Raw genomic sequence first — 19154 nt, 5'->3', positions numbered from 1 at the left:
ATGGTCACACCAACTAGCAAGGAAGGCAAGTCACCTCGCTTCCCTGGACGTGCGAGAGCCCCCACGGCCTGGCGGCAGCGGGGGCTCCGGTCGGGCGCTCGCCGGGGGCGGGCGCCGGGGCGGGCGCTCGCGGAGCGCGGTCAGTCCTTCTCCGGCGGCTTCGTGGTCGAGGCGTGCACGGCTGCCTGCGCCTTCGGGGGGAGCACCGCGCCCGTGGCGGCCTGCATCTTCGCCTTGAACGACCGCACCACCACCTTGTCGTCCCCCTTCAGCAGACCCTTCACGGCCTCCTTCGCCACCTTGACCGGGTCGTCCTTGGGGCCCTGACCCACCGGCAGGTCCTCCATGTCGTTGTCCTCGAAGAACTCCGTGTCCGTGGGGCCGGGCACCAGGGCCGTCACTGTGACCCCCGTGTCCTTGAGCTCGTGCCGCACCGCCTCCGCGAACGACAGCTCGAACGCCTTCGACGCCGCGTACGTCGCGTACCAGGGCCCCGGCATCGTCCCGGCCACCGAAGACGTGACGAGCACCGCGCCCTCGCCGCGCTCCACCATCGGCGGCACCAGCTTCTTGGCCAGGTACACCACCGCGGTCACGTTGAGCGCCACCACCTCCAGGTCACCCTCGAGCGGGGTCTCGACGAACGGCCCCGCGTTCGCGACGCCCGCGTTGAGCACGAGCGCGTCCACCGGGCGCCCGACGGCGTGCACCGCCTCCACGAGCGAGTCCAGCCCCTCACGGGTGGTGAGGTCCGCCTGGACGGCATCCACCCTGCTTCCGGTCAGCGCCAGCTCCTGGGCCGCTGCCGTGAGCCCCGCGTCCTCCGCGGTGACGATGACGTCGAACCCCTTGTCGATCAGCTCGCGCGCGATCTCCAGCCCGATCCCGCTGGACGCCCCTGTGACGACGGCGACCCGGTTCGTCCCTGCCATGGCTCCTCCTCGCGTCGGTGTCCTCTGACGCTAGGCAGGCGGGCGGTCACCAGCACGCGGTGCCGGTGCCACCAGCGGCGACGACCCGGGGTCGTCACGGTCTTGGACGAGCGTCCGATACACCTCTTCGGTGTCACTCGCACGGCGGGCCGGACTTCACCCTCTTAGGCTGTGGACGGCCTGGAAAACCGCGGATCCTCCGCCCGGGCTCACCCACTACAGTGAAACGACCGCTGCCTCGCCGAGCGGCGCCGCCGCGCGCCCGCACCAGTGAAGGAGACTCATGTCCGTCCTCGCCCCCGAGCACCTCGCACAGCTGCTGGAGGACCAGAGGGAGGTGGTCAGGTCCGTCTGGCTGGAGGCTGCGTCCGCCGAGCTGCGCGGGCGCACCTCGCGAGGCGAGCTGGAGCGTGAGCAGGACGAGCTCTACGACGCCCTGGTGGCCGGTCTGAGGTCGGGTGCCACCGACCTGTACTCCGGCGCGTTCGACTCGCTGCGCGGCATCCTCGCCGACCTGTCGACCGCGCGCGCCCGCCTCGGTTTCACGCCGCGCGAGACGGCGGTGGCGATCTTCGCCCTCAAGGAGGGCCTGTACCAGGTCACGAGCGCCTCGGCCGCCCAGCTCGCCCCCTTGCTGCGCCTGGTGGACGACCTGGGACTGTTCACGTTCGAGACGTTCGCCGCCACGCGTGAGGGCATCATCGCGGAGCAGAGCGAGCAGCTCCTCGAGCTCTCCACCCCGGTGGTCAAGCTGTGGGATGGCATCGTGGCCGTGCCGCTGGTGGGCACGCTCGACTCGGCCCGCACCCAGGTGGTGATGGAGAAGCTCCTCAGCACCCTGGTGGAGACGGGCAGCGAGCACGCGATCATCGACATCGCCGGCGTGCCGGCGGTCGACACCCAGGTGGCCCAGCACCTCCTCAAGACGGTCGTGGCCGCCCGCCTCATGGGCGCCGAGTGCACCATCAGCGGCATCCGGCCCCAGATCGCGCAGACGATCGTCGCGCTCGGCATCGAGTTCGGGGACATCCGCACGCGTGCCTCTCTGGCGGACGCGCTCGTCGACGCGCTGCGCGTGGACCGGCGCGCGGCCGGACAGGGTGGCTCGACGGCGGTGGGGACCGGCGCATGACCGACGTCGTCCCGATCCTCAAGATCGGCTCCACGCTCCTCGTCTCCATCCAGACGGACCTGCAGGACGACACGGCGCTGCGCCTGCAGGAGGACCTGGCGGAGCAGATCACCCGGACGGGCGCCCGCGGGGTGCTGATCGACATCTCCGGCCTGGAGATCGTGGACAGCTTCATCGGCCGCATGCTCGCCTCGATCGCCGGCATCTCGCGCGTCCTGGACGCCGCCACGGTGGTGGTGGGGATGCGCCCGGCGGTCGCCATCACCATGGTCGAGCTCGGTCTGTCTCTGGGTGGTGTGCGCACCGCCCTGGACGTCGAGCGCGGGCTGCGGGTCCTCGCACCCGTCGAGCAGTCGCCGGAGGAAGTGCTCCTCGCCGCGGCCCAACGAGCCGGTGAGTGACCTCGGCGTGCGCCCGGGCACGGCCGACGGCGTGCTGACGATGCCGGTGGACACCGACGCCGACGTGGTCAAGGTCCGCCAGGCCGTGCGCGGGCTCACGCAGCAGGCCCGCCTGTCCCTCGTGGACCAGACGAAGTTCGTCACCGCCGCGAGCGAGCTGGCCCGCAACACCCTGGTCCACGGTGGCGGGGGCCACGTCGAGGCGCAGGTCGTGTCGGAGGGACGCCGCACCGGGGTGCGTGCCGTGTTCGTCGACGACGGTCCCGGGATCGCGGACATCGACCTGGCGATGACGGACGGCTGGACCAGCGGCACGGGCCTGGGGCTCGGCTTGTCCGGCTCCCGCCGGCTGGTGGAGCGGTTCGTCATCGACTCGGCCCCGGGCGCGGGCACGCGCGTGGAGATCGTGTCGTGGTCGCGATGACGCCGGCCGAGGTGGCGTCCACCGAGGACGTGGAGTGGGTGGCCGTGGACCACGAGAGCGCGGTGGGCGCCGCGCGGCGGGCCGCCACGGCGCTCGCGGTGCGTCTGGGCTTCGCCGAGGCGCGCCGTGCGGAGGTGGCCCTCGTGGTCAGCGAGCTCGCCACGAACCAGCTGCGGCACGCGGGCTCGGGCTCGGTGCTGCTGCGGGCGCGGCGCACGGACCAGGACGCCGCGGTCGAGGTGCTCGCCGTGGACTCCGGCCCGGGCATGCGGGACGTCACCGCGGCCATGCGCGACGGCGCCTCCAGCGCCGGGACGCTGGGGATCGGGCTCGGTACGCTGCCCCGCCTGGCGTCCGCGTGGGACGTGTGGTCGGCGCCGGGGCAGGGAACCGTGGTGGGGGCCACGTTCGGACCCGATCGCGACCCGGTGCCGTGGGCAGCGAGCGCCACCAGCGTCACCCGCACGATGACGGGACAGTCGGTCTGCGGGGACGCCTGCGCCGTGCGGTCCGACGACGGCGTGGTCACGGCGCTGCTGGCTGACGGTCTGGGGCACGGGCCGCTGGCCGCGGCGGCCTCGGGCGAAGCGGTGCGCGTGTTCCTGCTGGGCCCGGCGCGCGGCCCTGCCGAGCACCTGCGCGCGGTGCACCGGGAGATCGCCGGCACCCGCGGTGCGGCCGTGTCGGTGGCCCAGGTCGTGGGGTCGACGGTGCGGTTCGCGGCCCTCGGCAACGTGGCGGCGTTCCAGCTCGGGCAGGGCCGGCGGCGCAGCATGGTGACCCACCCCGGGATCGCGGGGTCGGGCAGCGCGCAGGTGCGGGAGACGACGTACCCGGTGGAGGCGCCGGGCGTGCTGGTGCTGCACAGCGACGGCCTGACGGAGCGGATGGACCTGGGCCGGTACGCCGGTCTCACCGCCCGCACACCGCTGGTGGTGGCCGGGGTGCTGCTGCGTGACTTCGGCGTGCGGCGCGACGACGCGAGCGTGCTGGTGGTGCCGCTCGGTGACAGGAGCGCGGCGTGACGCCGGGCGGTGGGCTGCCCGGCAAGGAGCTGCTGCGGTTCCCGGTGCGCAGCGACGCGGACGTGCTGGAGCTGCGGCGCACCGGGCGCTCGGTCGCGGAGGGGCTGGGGCTGGACCTGCAGGACCAGGTGCGGTTCGCGACGGCGCTCTCGGAGGTCGGGCGCAGCGCGGCCGCCGCCGGGGGCGGTGTCGCTACGGTCACGGTGCGGCAGGAGACGGGGGAGAGCGTGCTGGCGGTCACGCTGACCACCACGATGACGATGCCCGTCTCGGGCCAGGCGGAGGACGGCGGGGTTCCGGCCGCGCGTCGTCTGGTGGACGACGTCGTGGTCAGCTCGGGCCCGCCCACGGAGGTGACGCTGGTCAAGCCGCTGCCGGCGCAGCCGAGCACCGACCGGCTGGAGTCGCTCCGGGCGGCCCTGGACAGCCACCCGGACACCGACGCGCTGTCGCAGATGCGCGCGCACAACGCCGAGCTGATCGACATGCTCGAGGAGCTCAGCAGCACGGCCCGGCAGCTGGAGGCGACGAACGCCGAGCTGGAGGAGACGAACCGGGGCGTCATGGCCATGTACCGCCAGCTCTCCGACGAGCTGGAGGAGACGAACTCCGGCGTGGTGGCGCTGTACGCCGAGCTGGACGAGCGTGGCCGCCAGCTCGCGGCGGCCAACGAGGCCAAGACCCGGTTCCTGCGGCACGTGAGCCACGAGCTGCGCACCCCGGTGAACTCGATCATCGGCCTGGTGTCGCTGCTGGACGACTCCCCGCTGGACGCCGAGCAGCGCCGCCAGGTGAGCTTCCTGCAGGACAGCGCGACGGCGCTGCTGGGGCTGGTCAACGAGCTCCTGGACCTGGCCCGCGCCGAGTCGGGCCGCCAGGAGGTCACGCTGTCCGACGTCGACCTGCCCGCGCTGCTGGCCGAGCTGCACGGCACCACGGCGCCGCTGGTGCGCGACGGCGTCGTGCTCGAGGTGGCGGACGCGCCCCGCGCGGTGGTGCGCACCGACCGGCACCTGCTGGCACGGGTGCTGCGCAACCTGCTGACCAACGCGGTGAAGTTCACCGAGCGGGGCAGCGTGCGGCTCACGGTGGAGGAGCGGGACGGCGAGCTGTGGTTCGCCGTCACGGACACCGGCATCGGCATCGCGCCCGAGCACCTGGAGGAGGTGTTCGAGGAGTTCGCGCAGATCCCCAACCACCTGCAGCCCACGGTGCGCGGCACGGGCCTGGGCCTGCCGTACGCCCGTCGTCTCATGGAGACGCTCGGTGGCCGGCTGGAGGCGTCGAGCGTGCCGGGAGAGGGCAGCACGTTCGTGGCGGTGCTCCCGCCGGCTCTCCCTGACGGCACTGCAGCGGGCATCGCCGCCTCGTCCGGCAGCAGCGCTGGAGCCGGCGCTGGTGTCGCTGAGGGCGCGATGGGTCCAGTGGCGGGGGCGGCGGCGGAGGCCGACGCACGGTTCCCCGGCCGTGCCCTGGTGGTGGACGACGACGACGCGTACCGGGCCCTGGTGGTCGAGAGCCTGCGCGGGGCCGGTGCGCGGGTGACGCAGGCCGCGACGGTGGCCGCCGCGGTGGACGCGGTGCGCGGTGCACAGCCCGGTGAGGCCCCGGACGTGGTGGTCCTGGACGTGCGGATGCCCGACGGTGACGGGGTCGAGGCGGTCGTGCGTCTGCGCGAGCTGCGTCCTGACCTGCCCGTGGTGCTGATGTCGAGCGGGCCGGCGCCACAGCTCCCGCCGCAGGCCCGTGACGTCCCGTTCGTGGGCAAGGACTCCAGGGACCGCACGGCGCTGCTGGCGGCGGTGCGGAGGGTGGCCACGGCGCCGGGAGGTGCAGAGGGCGCATGACGGAGACGATGACGGGCACCGTGCTGGTGGTGGACGACACCCCGGCGCACCGCTACGTGATGACGAGCTGGCTGCGGCGGGCGGGGTTCACCGTCGTCGAGGCGGGGACGGGCAGCGAGGCGTTGGCGCTGTCCGGTCCGGACCTCGACGCGGTGGTGCTGGACGTCAACCTGCCCGACATCCCCGGCACGGAGGTGTGCGCGCGGATCAAGGCTGCGGAGGAGACGGCACACCTGCCCGTGCTGCACGTCTCGGCCACCTCCACCGACGTCGCCTCTCGCACGGCCGGGCTCGAGCAGGGGGCGGACGCCTACCTGGTGGAGCCGTTGGACCGTGGGGAGTTCCTGGCCACCGTGGGCGTGCTGTGCCGCACGCACGAGGCGCACCGCGACGCCGACCGCGCGGCGCAGCGCATGGAGCGGCTCAGCGCCGCGCTCGTGCCGCTGCACCGGGCGCGCTCGTACGACCGGTTGGCGGACGACGCGGCCGTGGGCGCGTCCCAGGTCCTGGGGCGCCCGGCGCTCGCGATCGCCGGCGTGGAGCACGAGGACGTGGTGCGTGCGCTGTGCGTGCGGACGGACGCGCCGCTGGTCCGGTCGCGCAGCCGTGACCCCATCACGGGGCTCGACCCGGCCGGGCCGTCGGTGCTGGCCGGCTCGGCCGTGCCGCCGACGTGGCGTGACCTGCTGGCACGCATGGACCGGCAGCCGAGCGGTTGGTACACGACGGTGCTGACGGACTCCTCCGGCGCGGTGGTGGGAGGCCTGGCCGTGGGGGTGGACGACCGCGAGCCGTTGCGCTCGGAGGACGTCGACGCGGTGCACCGGCTCTCGGAGGCGATGAGCGTGGCGCTGTCGAACCTGCGCTCGTTCGCCGAGGAGCACCGGGTGGCCCTGGCGCTGCAGTCCGCGATGCTGCCGGGGGCGCTGCCGGCGGGCGGGCCGCTGGAGATCGCGGCCCGCTATGTCGCTGCGGACGAGATGCTCGCGGTGGGTGGCGACTTCTACGACGCCTTCGAGCTGGGCGAGGGGCGCACGGCCCTGGTCATCGGCGACGTCCAGGGGCACTCGCTGCGTGCCGCCACGGTGATGGGCCAGCTGCGCACCGCGCTGCGCGCCTACCTGATCGAGGGGCACCCGCCTGCTCGGGCCACGGAGCTGCTCAACGTGCTGCTGCGCCGGTCGCACCCGGAGTTCGTCACGGCGTGCGTGTGCGTGGTGGACACCGCCACGGGGCGGCTCGAGATGGTCAACGCCGGCCACCTGCCGCCGCTGCTGGTGGGTGCGGACGGCACCGCGCGGTTCCTGCGCGGCACGACGCGCCTGCTGGGCATGGACGCCGACGAGCCGCGCACCTCGCGCACGGAGCAGCTCAGGCCAGGGGACACGCTGCTGCTGGTCACGGACGGTCTGGTGGAGCGGCGTGGTGTCTCGCTGCGCCACAACCTGGGCGTGCTGGAGTCGGTGACGGCCGGGCTGGCGGGGACGGACCCGCAGGAGCTGTGCGACGCGGTGCTCCGGCACTTCGACGACGGGCACGAGGACGACGTCGCGGTGCTCGCGGCACGGTGGGTGGGGCCGCCGGTCCCGGTGGCCGAGGTGCAGAGCCCGGTCATGGCGGGCACCGGGTCCTGAGGCCCGGTCGGCGCGGGGCGGCGCGGGCAGCCCAGGCGCCGCCGGTCCGCGGCGCCTGCCCCGTGGCGCCCCCCGCGGCACCTACGCCTCGCTGCCGCCGTCGCGCACAGGCCGGTCGATGACGCGGGACATGACGACGGCGGTGCGCGTGCGCTCGATGCGCCCGCTCGTGCGGATGCGCTCCACGGTCTGCTCGATCTCGGCCATGCTCTCCGCCATGACGCGCACGATGGCGTCGGCGTCCCCGGTGACGGTGGCGACCTCGACCACCTCCGGGATCGCGCCGAGGTCTCGTCGCAGCACGGCGGGGGAGACGATGCCGCGGCAGAAGATCTCCACGTACGCCTCGATGGCCCAGCCGAGCACGTGGGGGTCCACCTTGACGGTGAAGCCGGTGATCTCGCCGCGTGCCCGCATGAGGTCGACGCGGCGCTTCACGGCAGGGGCGGAGAGCCCGACGGCCTCGCCGATCTCCTGGTAGGTGGCCCGGCCGTCCTGGAGCAGGTGGCCGACGATCTTGCGGTTCAGGGCGTCCACCACCTCAGGGTACGAGCGGATCGTTCAGGTCGAGCCTCTGTGCCGCAACGGATCGCCGTCAGATGTGCAAGAGATCGTGGTTCGTTGCGCAACGGGTGGTTCGTAGTGTCGGGGGCATGACGCTGACCGACCTCCCCGGAGCCACGCCCGGGCCGCCGGCCCCCGCCGCTGTGCCCACTGCCGCTGCGCCCACCGCCGTCGCCGCGGCCGACGGCGCCCCCGCTCTCGCCGCTCCGGAGCGGACGGCGACGCCGCGCCGGTTCCTCATGTGCCCACCCACGTACTTCGACGTGGTCTACGCGATCAACCCGTGGATGGACCTGTCGGTGCCTGTGGACAACGCTCTGGCGGTGGCCCAGTGGGAGGCGCTGCGGGCGGCCTACGAGGCGCACGGCCACACGGTCGACGTCGTGACGCCCGAGCCGGGGCTGCCGGACATGGTCTACGCGGCGAACGGCGGCGTCGTCGTGGGCGGCCGTGCGCTCGCCGCCCGCTTCACGTTCCCGGAGCGGCAGGCTGAGGGCCCGGCGTACGAGGCGTGGTTCGACGCCGCCGCTCCGGCCGGCGCGCTCGGAGAGCACGCGGTGAACCTGGGGCAGGCGGCCGAGCAGAACGAGGGCCAGGGCGACTTCCTCCTGGTGGGGGACCTGCTGCTGGCCGGCACCGGGTTCCGCACCTCGCGCGCGGCGCACGTCGAGGCGGTGCGCCGTCTGGAGCTGGCCGCCCAGGGCGTCACGCTCGTCACGCTCGAGCTGGTGGACCCTCGCTACTACCACCTGGACACCGCCCTGGCCGTGCTCGACGACGGCAGCGTCTCCGGCGAGCGCACCGTCGCCTACCTGCCGGAGGCGTTCAGCCCGCAGTCGCAGGAGACGCTGCGCGCGCTGTTCCCCGACGCGCTGCTCGCCGCACCGGAGGACGCCGCGGTGCTGGGTCTCAACGCCGTCTCCGACGGCCGGCACGTGTTCCTCACCGACCGCGCCACCGGGATGCACGCACGGCTGCGCGAGCGCGGCTTCGAGCCCGTGGGCGTGGACCTGTCCGAGATCTTCAAGGGCGGCGGCTCGGTCAAGTGCTGCACGCTCGAGCTCCACCCCGCCCGCACGCCCGTGCCAGAGAAGGAGGCCCGCGCATGACCACCGTCCCGTTCCTCGACGTCCCCTCCACCGCCCGCTGGGTGGCCCGCCGCGGCCCCGAGCAGGTCATCAAGGCCCTCACCGATGCGCTCGAGCGTGACTTCGCACGCTGGCCCGAGCTCGAGAAGCGTCCCCGCATCGCCTCGCACTCGCGCGACGGCGTCATCGAGCTCATGCCGACGCAGGACGCCACCACCTACGGTTTCAAGCTGGTCAACGGCCACCCCCTCAACCCGGTGCGCGGCTACCAGACCGTCACCGCGCTCGGCGTGCTCGCCGACGTCCACAACGGCTACCCGTCGTTCCTCGCCGAGATGACGATCCTCACCGCGCTGCGCACCGACGCGACGTCGGCTCTCGCCGCCCGCTACCTGGCGCCGTCGGGCGCTCGCACGGTCGCCCTCGTGGGCTGCGGGTCGCAGGCGGAGTTCCAGGCGCTCGGCATGCGTGCCGAGCTCGGCGTCACCACCCTGCGTGTGCACGACGTCGACCCCGCCGCCGCGGCCAAGCTCGCGCGCAACGCGCGAGCCCTCGGCTTCGAGGTCACCGTGTGCGACGACGCGTCCGACGCCGTGCGGGGCGCCGACGTCGTCACCACCTGCACCGCCGACAAGCAGAACGCGACGGTGCTGCACGACGCCGACGTCGTCCCCGGCCAGCACCTCAACGCCATCGGCGGCGACTGCCCGGGCAAGACGGAGCTGGACCCGCGCATCCTGGAGCGGGCGTCGGTGTTCGTGGAGCTGGAGGAGCAGACGCGCGTCGAGGGGGAGATCCAGCGGCAGCCGGCGGACTTCCCCGTCACCGAGCTGTGGCGCGTGGTCACCGGTCAGGCGCCGGGCCGGCGCGACGCCCAGGAGATCACCGTGTTCGACTCGGTCGGGTTCGCCGTCGAGGACTTCACGGTGCTGCGCATGGTGCGCGACGAGCTGGTGGGCACCGCCGAGGGTGCGGTGCTGCTCCAGCAGCTCGACCTCGTGGCCGAGCCCGCCGACCCCAAGGACCTGTTCTCGCTGGTGGTGGCGGCTGGGGCGGACCGGTCGACCGTCCCGGCCGCCGCGGTGGCGGCCGGCCGGGCGGCCGAGCCGTCGCTCGCCTGAGGGGGCGTCCCGCTGCCCGGGTGCCGGGCAGCGGGTGCCACCGGGGGCACGGGTCGTCGGCCGTTCGGGCTGCGAGGACCGCGCTGCCGTGATGCCCTGGAGTCAGCGGGGCATTCGAGCAGACGGTGCCCGCGGACCCCGAGGACGGCCTACCGGCCGTCGGCTGAAGGAGTGAGCGACATGGGTCTCGGTGACAAGATGCAGCACAAGGCCGAGGAGCTCCAGGGCAAGGCCAAGGAGGCCTTCGGCAAGGCGACCGACAACGAGAAGACGGAGGCGGAGGGCAAGGGCCAGCAGGCCGGCGCCAACGTCAAGCAGACCGGCGACAAGGCCAAGGACGCCGCCGACGACGCGTTCGGTCGCTGACCTTCCCCCGTCGGCCGGCGTGCCCCTCGCCGGCCCGGGATCGAGGCGCCCGCACCACCCCCTGGGTGCGGGCGCCTCTCCGTGCCCGGAGCGTGGTGGACCGCTCGCGCGCCGTCTGTCGAATCGATACGGCCGCCGGGGCTAGGGTCAGGGGCATGTCGACCCTCCCGCTCTACGCAGCCGACCCCGCCCGGTACGACGGCTCCATGACGTACCGCCGCACCGGGCGCTCTGGCCTGGACCTGCCCGCGATCTCGCTGGGCCTGTGGCACAACTTCGGTGACGACGTCCCCCTGGACCGCCAGCGGGCCGTGCTGCGCCGCGCGTTCGACCTGGGGATCACCCACTTCGACCTCGCGAACAACTACGGCCCGCCCCACGGCTCCGCGGAGACGAACTTCGGGTACCACCTCGCCCGCGACTTCCGCCCGTACCGCGACGAGCTGGTCATCTCCTCCAAGGCCGGCTACGACATGTGGCCGGGCCCCTACGGCCAGGGCGGCGGCTCGCGCAAGTACCTGCTCGCCTCGCTCGACCAGTCCCTCGCACGGATGGGCCTGGACTACGTGGACATCTTCTACAGCCACCGGTTCGACCCCACCACACCGCTCGAGGAGACGATGGGCGCCCTGCACACCGCCGTGCAGTCGGGCCGGGCGCTGTACGCCGGCATCTCCTCCTACAGCCCGCAGCAGACCCGCGAGGCCGCGCGGATCCTCGCCGACCTGGGCACGCCGCTGCTCATCCACCAGCCCAGCTACTCGATGCTCAACCGGTGGATCGAGACGGACGGGCTGCTCGACACGCTCGCCGAGGTGGGGGCCGGGTGCATCGCGTTCTCCCCGCTCGCCCAGGGGATGCTCACCGACAAGTACCTGCACGGTGTGCCCGAGGGCTCGCGCGCCACGCAGGGCAAGTCGCTGGGCGAGGGGATGCTGAACGACGAGGCGCTGGGCCACGTGCGCGCGCTGAACGAGATCGCCGCGGGGCGCGGCCAGTCGCTCGCGCAGATGGCGCTGGCGTGGGCGCTGCGGCACGAGCGGGTGACGTCCGTGCTCGTGGGGGCCTCGTCCGTGCGGCAGCTCGAGGACAACGTGGGCGCCCTGCGGAACCCGGGGTTCTCCGCCGACGAGCTCGCCACGATCGACGAGCACGCCGTCGACTCCGGGATCGACCTGTGGAACGCGTTCCGCGGTGGTGAGATCACCCACCGCTGACACCCCGACGACGTCGTGGGCGGGAGGCGTGCCGCAACCCTCAGGGTCCCGGCACTCCTCCCGCCCACGACGAGGAGAGGTGCTTACTGGACGGTCACGCCCTGCGGCGTCCCGTGATGGCGCCCCAGATCAGCAGCACGATGATCGAGCCACCGATCGCCAGGAGCCAGGTCTGGATCGAGAAGAAGTTCTCGAGCGGAGCGTTGAACAGCAGGCTGCCGAGCCAACCGCCGAGAAGTGCGCCGACGACGCCGACGAGCAGGGTGGCGATCCAGCCGCCGGCCTGCTTGCCCGGCAGGATCGCGCGGGCGATGGCGCCCGCAAGCAGACCAAGAATGATCCATCCGATGATGCTCACGGAGATTCCTCCTTCTGTCGGATACCGACCCCTTGACACTGGCACGGGTCTGTGGTGTTCGCACGTCGATGCAGGTGAGGTGCGCTTCCGGTGGCGCTCCGTGCCTGTTCGCGGGATCATTCCCGGCCCCGAGCCGCGGGTGGCATCATGTGGCCGCAGATCCGGCGCCCAGGATGAGCGCCGGCGGACGGGGGAACGGTGAGCACCACGCAGGACGACGTCGCGCACGGGCGGCTCCGCACGGGCGAGCGCGCCGTCGACGACGCGCTCGAGCGCATGCGCCGGCTCCTGCCCGGCACCGCTCCCGGCGAGCCCGGGTCCGCGGAGCCCGACCTGGTGCGCACGGCGCTCGCGGGCCTGCACCACGACCACCAGCGCCTGCTGTGGCTGCGGCACGTGGACGGCCGCAGCGACGCCGAGGTGGCCGGGGCCCTCGGGCTGCCGCTCGGGTCGGTGCGCCGGGGGCTGCGCGAGGCCGAGCGTGCCCTGTCCGCCGGGTTCGCCGCCGCGCACGCCCGTGCGGCGGCGTCGGCCCCGCAGGCGTGCGCCACCACTCGCGGTGCGCTGGGCGACTACGTGCGCCACCGTGTCGCACCGCAGGCCCGGCGGGTGCTCGAGGACCACCTCTTCGGCTGCCAGGACTGCATGCGCGCCTTCATCGACGTGCGGCAGGCGGCGTGGTCGCTGCGGGACGCGGCGCCCGTGCTGCTCGCGGGCTCCACCGGGCTGGCCCTGGGTGGCCCGATGGTCTACGGCACGATGGCGGCCCCGGCCACCGCGGCGGGGCCGCTCGCAGCCATCGGGTCGGTCGGCGTGCTGCTCTCGGAGGCGGGCGACCGGGCCGGGGCCGCCGTGCGCGCGCTCTCGTCGTCGGGGCGTCGCCTGTCGCTCGTGGTGGGCGCGGGCGTGGTGGCGGTCGTGGCGGCCGGCGCGGTGGCCGCGGCGGTGGTGCTGGACGACGACCCGCCGTCCCGGCCCGCGGCGTCCGCGCCGGGACCGGCCTCGTCGCAGGCCCCGGCGCCGCCTCCGGGGGGCGGGGCGCAGGGCACAGCGTCGGAGCCGCCGGCCGGTGCCCTGTCGGAGCCGTCCGCCGCGCCCGCCGAGGAGGAGGCCCCCGGCCCGCAGGACCTGCCCGCCGAGGCCCCGGGGGAGGCCGCCGTCGTGCCCCAGCCGGCGGGGGGCTCCGCGGGCGGTCGCGGTGAGGGGAGGCCCGCACAGCCGCAGCCGCTCCCCGAGGCGCCTCAGGCGGCCGATCCGGGGGCCCCGGCGCTCGCGGAGCCGCCGGCCGGTCCGGCGCCTGCGGAGCTGCCGGACGCGCAGCCCGCCGCTCCGCCCGCGCCGGCGCCCGGCCCCGAGGTGCCGGCTGCGCCGACAGCGCAGCCGACGCCGTCGCAGCCCGCGCAGCCGCAGCCGTCTCCGTCGGCTCCGCCCGCAGGTCCTGCGCCGGACGGCCCGACGACGACGCGGCTGCCGCTCACCGTGCCCGCCTCGTGCGTGCCGGGGTGGCTGGGGAACCGGGTACCGGACGGCACGGTGTATCACGTGGAGGTCGGGGGCCAGGTGCTCACGGGCGGCGCGGGCCGGGTGGCGGGCGCCGTCTGGCCAGGGAGGGACGGTGCCTGGCGGGTCGCGAACCTGCGCGTCTCCTGCAACGCCTGGACCACCCACGTGCACCTGCACACCGCGGTGCCGGTGGGCACGGCGGTCACGCTGGTCCCGGCCGGCTGACCCGGCGGGACCGCCCGAGGTCGCCCCGGGGCCGCCGCCGAGCGCTCAGACTCGTTCGAGCAGGGTCAGCACCTCGTAGTGGCGGGTCTGCGGGAACATGTCGAGCAGGCGGGCGCGCACGGGCCGCAGCGACGGCATGTGCTCGAGGTCCTTGGCGAGCGTGACGGCGTTGCAGCTCGAGTACAGGACGTGCCGCGCGCCGGACGCCTCGAGCCAGGCGGCGAGCTCCGGCCCGACGCCGCGCCGGGGCGGGTTGACGATCACGAGCTCGGGCACGTCGTCGGGCGCCGCCGCGAGCGCGAACGCGGTGGCGTCGCCCGCAGCGAACCGGACGCCGGCCATGGCGTCGGCCCCGGCCGGTGACGCCGCCGCGATCTCGCCCCGGCTGACCTCGGCGCTGGCCACGGCCTCGGCGGAGATCTCGATGCCCGTCACCTGCCGGCCCGGGGCCGCGCAGTGCAGGGCGAACCCGCCGACGCCGCAGTACAGGTCCCACAGGCTGGCGGGCGCCACCTCGTCGACCCAGGCCACGGCCTGGCGGTAGAGGGCCGCGGCCACCTCGGTGTTGGTCTGGAAGAAGCTCTGCGGGCGCAGGTGCAGGGTCACGCCGTCGAGCCGCATGGGGAGCGTCTGCCGCTCGGTGAGCACGATCTCGAGGTCGCCCTCCAGCACGGCCTTGTGCTCCGGCTGGACGTTGACGCTGAGCACCGCCAGGTTCGGCAGCGCCTCCTGGAGCCACGGCAGGTGCTTGCGCAGCCGGGCCACCGGCTCCTGGGACCGCACCACCAGGCGCACCAGCAGCTCGCCGTCGGGCGACATCGTCACCAGCAGGTGCTTCAGCTCCCCGCGCCGGGCGGCGTCGCGCGGCGTGACGCGACCGCGGGCGGGCGTGAGGTCGTACGGCTGGAGCCTGGCGCGCGTGATCAGCTCGCCCAGCGGGCCGAACGCCGCCTGGAGGATCGGCGGGTACAGCGGGCAGTCGGTGAGGTCGACGCCCGCGTGGGCGAACCCGGACTCCATGTCGGCCATCGGCTGGGCGCCCAGGATGCCGAGCACCGGGGCCTCGACCGTGCCCGTGACCACCATCTTGCCCTTGTTGCGGAACCCGCCCTCGACGCTCTCCACCGGGGGCAGCCACTCGACGGCCGCGGCGGCCGGGCCCAGCACCGGCTCGAGCAGCTCGCGCACGTGCCGCTCCTTGTCCGCGACCTGGGTGGGGTACGCGACCTCCAGGAGGGTGCAGGAGTGGCACCGTCCGGCGTCGTAGTGGTGGCAGCGCACCGCACCATTCTCCCCGACGCCGCGCCCGCCGGGTCGGTAGCGTGGGGCACCACCAGGGAGGTGGTGACGATGGCCGGTGCCTACCCGACCGTGAGCCAGGTGGTGCTCGACACCACGGACGTGCGCGGCCTCGCGGAGTTCTACCGCGAGCTGCTGGGCCTGGAGTACCGGGAGGGCGACCAGCCCCCCGGTGCGGGCGAGGCCGACGACGCCGACTGGCTGGTGCTGCGCAACCCCGGCGGCGTGCAGCTCGCCTTCCAGGAGGTCGAGGCGCTGTCGCCGTCGACGTGGCCCAGCGACGAGGTGCCGCAGCAGCTCCACCTGGACTGCACGGTGGCGGACGTCGAGGAGCTCGACGCCCAGACCGACCGGGCGCTCGCGCTCGGTGCCCTGCTGCTGCTCGACGTGTCCGACGACGAGGAGGAACCCTTGCGAGTCTTCGCCGACCCGGCCGGGCACCCGTTCTGCCTGTTCGTCGCGTGAGCCCGATGAGCACCCCTGTGACCGGTGAGCGGGCACCCGTCCCCGGGAGGTGGCCGGCGCTCGCGGCCGGTGGCGCCGCCCACGACGTGCTGCGGCTGACGGCGGCTGCCCTGGTGAGCCTCTCGGCCGTGCTGCTGTTCGCGGTGCACGTGCGCCCGTTGGCCTACGTGCCGCTCGTGGCGGGCGTGGCGCTCGGGCTGCTGCTGGACCGCGCGCTGGGCCGGGACCTGCTGCTGATCGGCGGGGCGCTGGCGATCATCTCGGCGATCCCGCTGGAGGCGGACCTCTCCGACGCCGGCATCGCCCGGTTCGCGGTGGCGCTGTCGCTGGCGGTGCTGGTGCCGTGGGCGGTGTCCCGCTACGTGTACCGGGACGACGCCGTGCGGTTCCCGGTGCTGACGGGCAAGCGGTGGACGTCGGGGCAGTGGGTGTACCTGGTGGTCGTGGTGGTGGTCGGCTACCTGGTGCTGCCCTGGTACTTCCTCGGGTCGGGCGCCTACCTCAACTGGCCTCCGCTGGAGGGATCGCAGGACATCGCGCGGCTGTTCGTGGGCGTCAACGCGGTGGGCATCTGGGACGAGCTGTTCTTCATCTGCACCTGCTTCGCGCTGCTGCGGCGGCACTTCGGGCTGCAGGTGGCGAACGTGCTGCAGGCCGTCATCTTCGTGTCGTTCCTGTGGGAGCTGGGCTACCGCGAGTGGGGCCCGCTGCTGACGGTGCCGTTCGCGCTGGTGCAGGGGTGGATCTTCGCGCGGTACAAGTCGCTGAGCTATGTGGTGACGGTGCACCTGCTGTTCGACGCCGTGGTGTTCGGTGTGCTGGTGCACGGGCACCACCCGGAGCTGTTCGACGTGTTCGTGACCGCTCCGTAGGGGCGTGGTGCGACCGCCTTGCATGGGCGGGCCTGGTCAGAGCCCGGCGAGGATGTCCCGCATCCGGTTGATCTCGGCGGTCTGCCCCACGGAGGTGTCGGTGGCGATCTCGTTGGCGTAGAGGTCGCTGCCGTCCCGCAGCGCGTCGTCGGCCATGTCCACGGCGCCGAGGTGGTGGCGGATCATGAGCTCGAGGAACAGGCGGTCGAACTCGGTGCCGCTGGCGGCCTCGAGGGCGGCGAGGTCGTCGTCGGACACCATGCCGGGCATGTCCTCGTGGCCGCTCTGGCCGTGCCCGCCGTGCCCGGGGGCGCGCGGCCCGGAGCCGGCAGGGGCGGAGGGGCCGGGCTCGGCCTGGTCGAGGTCTGCCTCGGGGGGTCGGGGCAGCTCGCGGGCGTCGAGCCACCCGGCGAGCCCGCGGATCTCGGCGGCCTGCGCGCCGGCGACCCGGTCGGCGAAGGAGAGGACCTGCGGTGAGCTGGCGCGGTCGGGGGCGAGCGCGGCCATCTCGAGGGCCTGGGCGTGGTGGACGATCATGCGGGTCACGAACGCGACGTCGGCGTCGTTGTGCGGGCCCTCGGCGGAGCCCTCGTAGGTGTAGTCCTCGGGCGCCACGGTGCGGTTGTCCTCGCCGGGCCGGCCCGGCTGGACGACCACGGAGCTGGGCGTCACCGTCGGTTCCTGCGGGCTGGTGCACCCGGCTGCGAGCAGCGCCGTCGCCAGGACGACGACGGCGCCCGGGACCGCCGCGTGCGGGCGGCAGGCGTGCTCTGGTCGAGGGCTGTCCGGTCGGAGCCTGGGAGGTCTCTCCACGGCCACTGTCACCACCCCGTTAAATCTCGGGCCGACGTCTGGTGATCGGCGTCACAGTAGTTCAGAGTGGGGGGACCCTACCAAGGAGGTGTTACGCCCGTGCATCGTCTCGACGCCAAGCACAGACGCTCCACCCTGGCCGTGGGTGCCGCCGTCGGCGCCCTCGTCCTGACTTCCCTGGCCGTGGCTCCCGCGTCCGCGGAGCCCTCCGACGGCTCGCCGTCGGCCACGACCCGCCTGCTGGAGCAGGCGTCCCCCTTCGCCGCGGGAGCGGCTCCCGTGCTCGGTGCGGGGGAGATCGCGAGCAGCCCCAACATCGAGCTCGTGGCGAACATCCCCAAGAACGGTGCCTTCGCCCCCGAAGGGCAGTACAGCTCGGACCTGGCCTTCCAGGGCCGGTACGCGTTCGCCGGCAACTACGGCGGCTTCACGGTCTACGACGTCGCAGACCCGCGCGCACCGGAGCAGGTGGCCCAGGTGGTCTGCCCCGGGTCGCAGAACGACGTGTCCGTCTACGGCAACCTCCTGGTGCTGTCCACCGACTCCTCGCGCAGCAACGACTCGTGCGACAACGTGGCCCAGTCCGCCACCATCAAGGACTCGTGGGAGGGCCTGAAGGTCTTCGACATCTCGGAGCCGACGTCGCCCCGGTACGTCGCCTCGGTCGAGACGCTGTGCGGCTCGCACACCCACTCGCTCGCCCCGTCCAAGGACGGCAAGAGCGTCTACGCGTACGTGTCGTCCTACGGGCCGAACGCCGCCTACCCGGACTGCCAGCCGCCGCACGACCTGATCTCGGTGGTGGAGATCCCGCTCGCGGACCCGGCGTCCGCCGCCGTGGTGTCCACCCCCGTGCTGTTCCCCGACGGCGGCAACCCGGGCGGCAACGGCTCGAGCACCACGAGCGGCTGCCACGACATCACCACCTACCCGGAGAAGGACGTGGCGGCCGGTGCCTGCATGGGTGACGGCATCCTGCTCGACATCTCCGACCGTGCGAACCCGGTGGTCACCGAGCAGGTGCGTGACACCGAGAACTTCGCGTTCTGGCACTCGGCCACGTTCAACAACGACGGCACCAAGGTGGTGTTCACCGACGAGCTCGGCGGTGGCGGTGCCCCGACGTGCAACTCCGGCATCGACCCGGAGAAGGGTGCGGACGCCATCTACGACATCGTGGACGGCAAGCTCGTGTTCCGCAGCTACTTCAAGATCGACCGCGAGCAGTCGGACCTCGAGAACTGCGTGGCCCACAACGGCTCGCTGATCCCGGTGGCCGGCCGCGACATCATGGTCCAGGCCTGGTACCAGGGTGGCATCTCCGTGTGGGAGTTCACCGACTCGGCCAACCCCGTGGAGCTGGCGTGGTTCGACCGCGGCCCGCTCTCGGACGAGCGCCTGGTCATGGGCGGCTCGTGGTCCGCCTACTGGTACAACGGCGCGATCATCTCGAACGACATCCAGAAGGGCCTCGACGTCCTGCTCATGGACGACCCGGCCGTCGCGCCCGCCACCGTGGTGCGGCAGGACGAGTTCAACCCGCAGATGCAGCCGTCGTTCCAGGCGCCCGACCACTGGTCGGCCTCGAAGGCGTACGGCGAGGGCGACCACGTGTACCGCGACGGCGCGCTGTGGAAGGCGTCCTGGTACACGAAGAACCAGGTGCCGGGCGACCCGTGGGGCCCGTGGCAGGAGATCGCGCTGCCGGGGGCCGAGGGCGTGGCGGCGTGGACGCCGAGCCGCATCTACGACTCCGGCCAGACCGTGCTGCACGAGGGCACCGTGTACACCGCCAAGTGGTGGACGCGGAACCAGGCGCCCGGCGACCGCTGGGGCCCGTGGGAGCCGGTGTCCTGACGCGCTCCTGA

Annotated in this window: 19 protein-coding genes; 14 read left to right on the top strand and 5 right to left on the bottom strand. The window is 73.7% G+C overall.

Annotated features, from left to right (window positions below):
- Window positions 1–140 precede the first annotated feature (140 nt).
- Window positions 141–932: an SDR family NAD(P)-dependent oxidoreductase gene (locus DNL40_RS08830; RefSeq protein ID WP_111250892.1), complete on the bottom strand. Its 792-nt coding sequence runs from the start codon at window positions 930–932 to the stop codon at window positions 141–143.
- 283 nt (window positions 933–1215) lie between these two features.
- Here DNL40_RS08830 and DNL40_RS08825 point away from each other — a divergent pair, with 283 nt between their 5' ends.
- Genes DNL40_RS08825 through DNL40_RS08800 form a run of 6 tightly spaced genes read left to right on the top strand, consistent with a single transcriptional unit; the run spans window position 1216 to window position 7395 of the window.
- Window positions 1216–2064, top strand: coding sequence for an STAS domain-containing protein (locus DNL40_RS08825; protein ID WP_111250891.1), 849 nt, complete (start codon window positions 1216–1218; stop codon window positions 2062–2064).
- Complete coding sequence (locus DNL40_RS08820; protein WP_111250890.1) at window positions 2061–2465, top strand: STAS domain-containing protein; 405 nt, start codon at window positions 2061–2063, stop codon at window positions 2463–2465. The genes DNL40_RS08825 and DNL40_RS08820 overlap by 4 nt, the downstream gene beginning before the upstream one ends.
- The gene (locus tag DNL40_RS08815; protein WP_245885790.1) at window positions 2458–2889 is read left to right on the top strand and encodes an ATP-binding protein; all 432 of its coding nucleotides are present in this window, start codon (window positions 2458–2460) and stop codon (window positions 2887–2889) included. The genes DNL40_RS08820 and DNL40_RS08815 overlap by 8 nt, the downstream gene beginning before the upstream one ends.
- Entirely contained in the window at window positions 2886–3914 is a 1029-nt protein-coding gene (locus tag DNL40_RS08810; protein WP_111251002.1) for an ATP-binding protein, read from the top strand. The genes DNL40_RS08815 and DNL40_RS08810 overlap by 4 nt, the downstream gene beginning before the upstream one ends.
- Entirely contained in the window at window positions 3911–5761 is a 1851-nt protein-coding gene (locus DNL40_RS08805) for a hybrid sensor histidine kinase/response regulator (RefSeq protein WP_111250889.1), read from the top strand. Before DNL40_RS08810 ends, DNL40_RS08805 begins: the two co-directional genes overlap by 4 nt.
- Window positions 5758–7395, top strand: coding sequence for a fused response regulator/phosphatase (locus DNL40_RS08800; protein ID WP_111250888.1), 1638 nt, complete (start codon window positions 5758–5760; stop codon window positions 7393–7395). Before DNL40_RS08805 ends, DNL40_RS08800 begins: the two co-directional genes overlap by 4 nt.
- An 81-nt stretch (window positions 7396–7476) precedes the next feature.
- Here the strand turns inward: DNL40_RS08800 and DNL40_RS08795 are convergent, their stop codons facing one another.
- On the bottom strand, window positions 7477–7932 hold the full coding sequence (locus DNL40_RS08795) for an Lrp/AsnC family transcriptional regulator (protein ID WP_111251001.1): 456 nt from the start codon (window positions 7930–7932) through the stop codon (window positions 7477–7479).
- A gap of 116 nt (window positions 7933–8048) precedes the next feature.
- Here DNL40_RS08795 and ddaH point away from each other — a divergent pair, with 116 nt between their 5' ends.
- The 4 genes from ddaH to mgrA all read left to right on the top strand — a co-directional run bounded on the left by ddaH (window position 8049) and on the right by mgrA (window position 11751).
- Entirely contained in the window at window positions 8049–9068 is a 1020-nt protein-coding gene (gene ddaH / locus DNL40_RS08790; protein WP_111250887.1) for a dimethylargininase, read from the top strand.
- Complete coding sequence (locus tag DNL40_RS08785; protein WP_111250886.1) at window positions 9065–10168, top strand: ornithine cyclodeaminase; 1104 nt, start codon at window positions 9065–9067, stop codon at window positions 10166–10168. Before ddaH ends, DNL40_RS08785 begins: the two co-directional genes overlap by 4 nt.
- 180 nt (window positions 10169–10348) lie before the next feature.
- Window positions 10349–10534: a CsbD family protein gene (locus tag DNL40_RS08780; protein ID WP_111250885.1), complete on the top strand. Its 186-nt coding sequence runs from the start codon at window positions 10349–10351 to the stop codon at window positions 10532–10534.
- Between the two features lie 155 nt (window positions 10535–10689).
- On the top strand, window positions 10690–11751 hold the full coding sequence (gene mgrA, locus DNL40_RS08775) for an L-glyceraldehyde 3-phosphate reductase (RefSeq protein ID WP_111250884.1): 1062 nt from the start codon (window positions 10690–10692) through the stop codon (window positions 11749–11751).
- Between the two features lie 94 nt (window positions 11752–11845).
- Here the strand turns inward: mgrA and DNL40_RS08770 are convergent, their stop codons facing one another.
- A complete protein-coding gene (locus tag DNL40_RS08770) occupies window positions 11846–12109 on the bottom strand; it encodes a GlsB/YeaQ/YmgE family stress response membrane protein (protein ID WP_111250883.1) in 264 nt (87 codons plus the stop codon).
- 198 nt (window positions 12110–12307) lie between these two features.
- On the opposite strand from DNL40_RS08770, the gene DNL40_RS08765 reads away from it, so the two are divergent.
- Window positions 12308–13837 (top strand): zf-HC2 domain-containing protein, encoded by a 1530-nt coding sequence (locus DNL40_RS08765; RefSeq protein WP_111250882.1) that lies wholly within the window; start codon window positions 12308–12310, stop codon window positions 13835–13837.
- A 45-nt stretch (window positions 13838–13882) separates the two neighbouring features.
- Here DNL40_RS08765 and rlmC read toward each other — a convergent pair whose 3' ends face one another.
- Complete coding sequence (gene rlmC / locus DNL40_RS08760; protein ID WP_111250881.1) at window positions 13883–15118, bottom strand: 23S rRNA (uracil(747)-C(5))-methyltransferase RlmC; 1236 nt, start codon at window positions 15116–15118, stop codon at window positions 13883–13885.
- A gap of 69 nt (window positions 15119–15187) precedes the next feature.
- Between rlmC and DNL40_RS08755 the strand changes: the two genes are divergently transcribed.
- Both DNL40_RS08755 and DNL40_RS08750 read left to right on the top strand, forming a co-directional pair.
- Window positions 15188–15601 (top strand): VOC family protein, encoded by a 414-nt coding sequence (locus DNL40_RS08755; protein ID WP_111250880.1) that lies wholly within the window; start codon window positions 15188–15190, stop codon window positions 15599–15601.
- 5 nt (window positions 15602–15606) lie between these two features.
- Window positions 15607–16473: a CPBP family intramembrane glutamic endopeptidase gene (locus tag DNL40_RS08750; protein WP_111250879.1), complete on the top strand. Its 867-nt coding sequence runs from the start codon at window positions 15607–15609 to the stop codon at window positions 16471–16473.
- Window positions 16474–16509: 36 nt separating this feature from the next.
- Here DNL40_RS08750 and DNL40_RS08745 read toward each other — a convergent pair whose 3' ends face one another.
- Window positions 16510–17145 (bottom strand): DUF305 domain-containing protein, encoded by a 636-nt coding sequence (locus DNL40_RS08745; protein ID WP_111250878.1) that lies wholly within the window; start codon window positions 17143–17145, stop codon window positions 16510–16512.
- Window positions 17146–17385: 240 nt separating this feature from the next.
- Between DNL40_RS08745 and DNL40_RS08740 the strand changes: the two genes are divergently transcribed.
- Window positions 17386–19143 (top strand): carbohydrate-binding protein, encoded by a 1758-nt coding sequence (locus DNL40_RS08740; protein WP_111250877.1) that lies wholly within the window; start codon window positions 17386–17388, stop codon window positions 19141–19143.
- The last annotated feature ends 11 nt before the right edge of the window (window positions 19144–19154 follow it).

It is taken from the genome of Xylanimonas oleitrophica, from assembly GCF_003244315.1.
GTDB classification, from domain to species: domain Bacteria; phylum Actinomycetota; class Actinomycetes; order Actinomycetales; family Cellulomonadaceae; genus Xylanimonas_A; species Xylanimonas_A oleitrophica.
The sequence above is the reverse complement of the archived record's forward strand: the minus strand, read 5'-3'. Positions and strand labels throughout refer to the sequence as shown.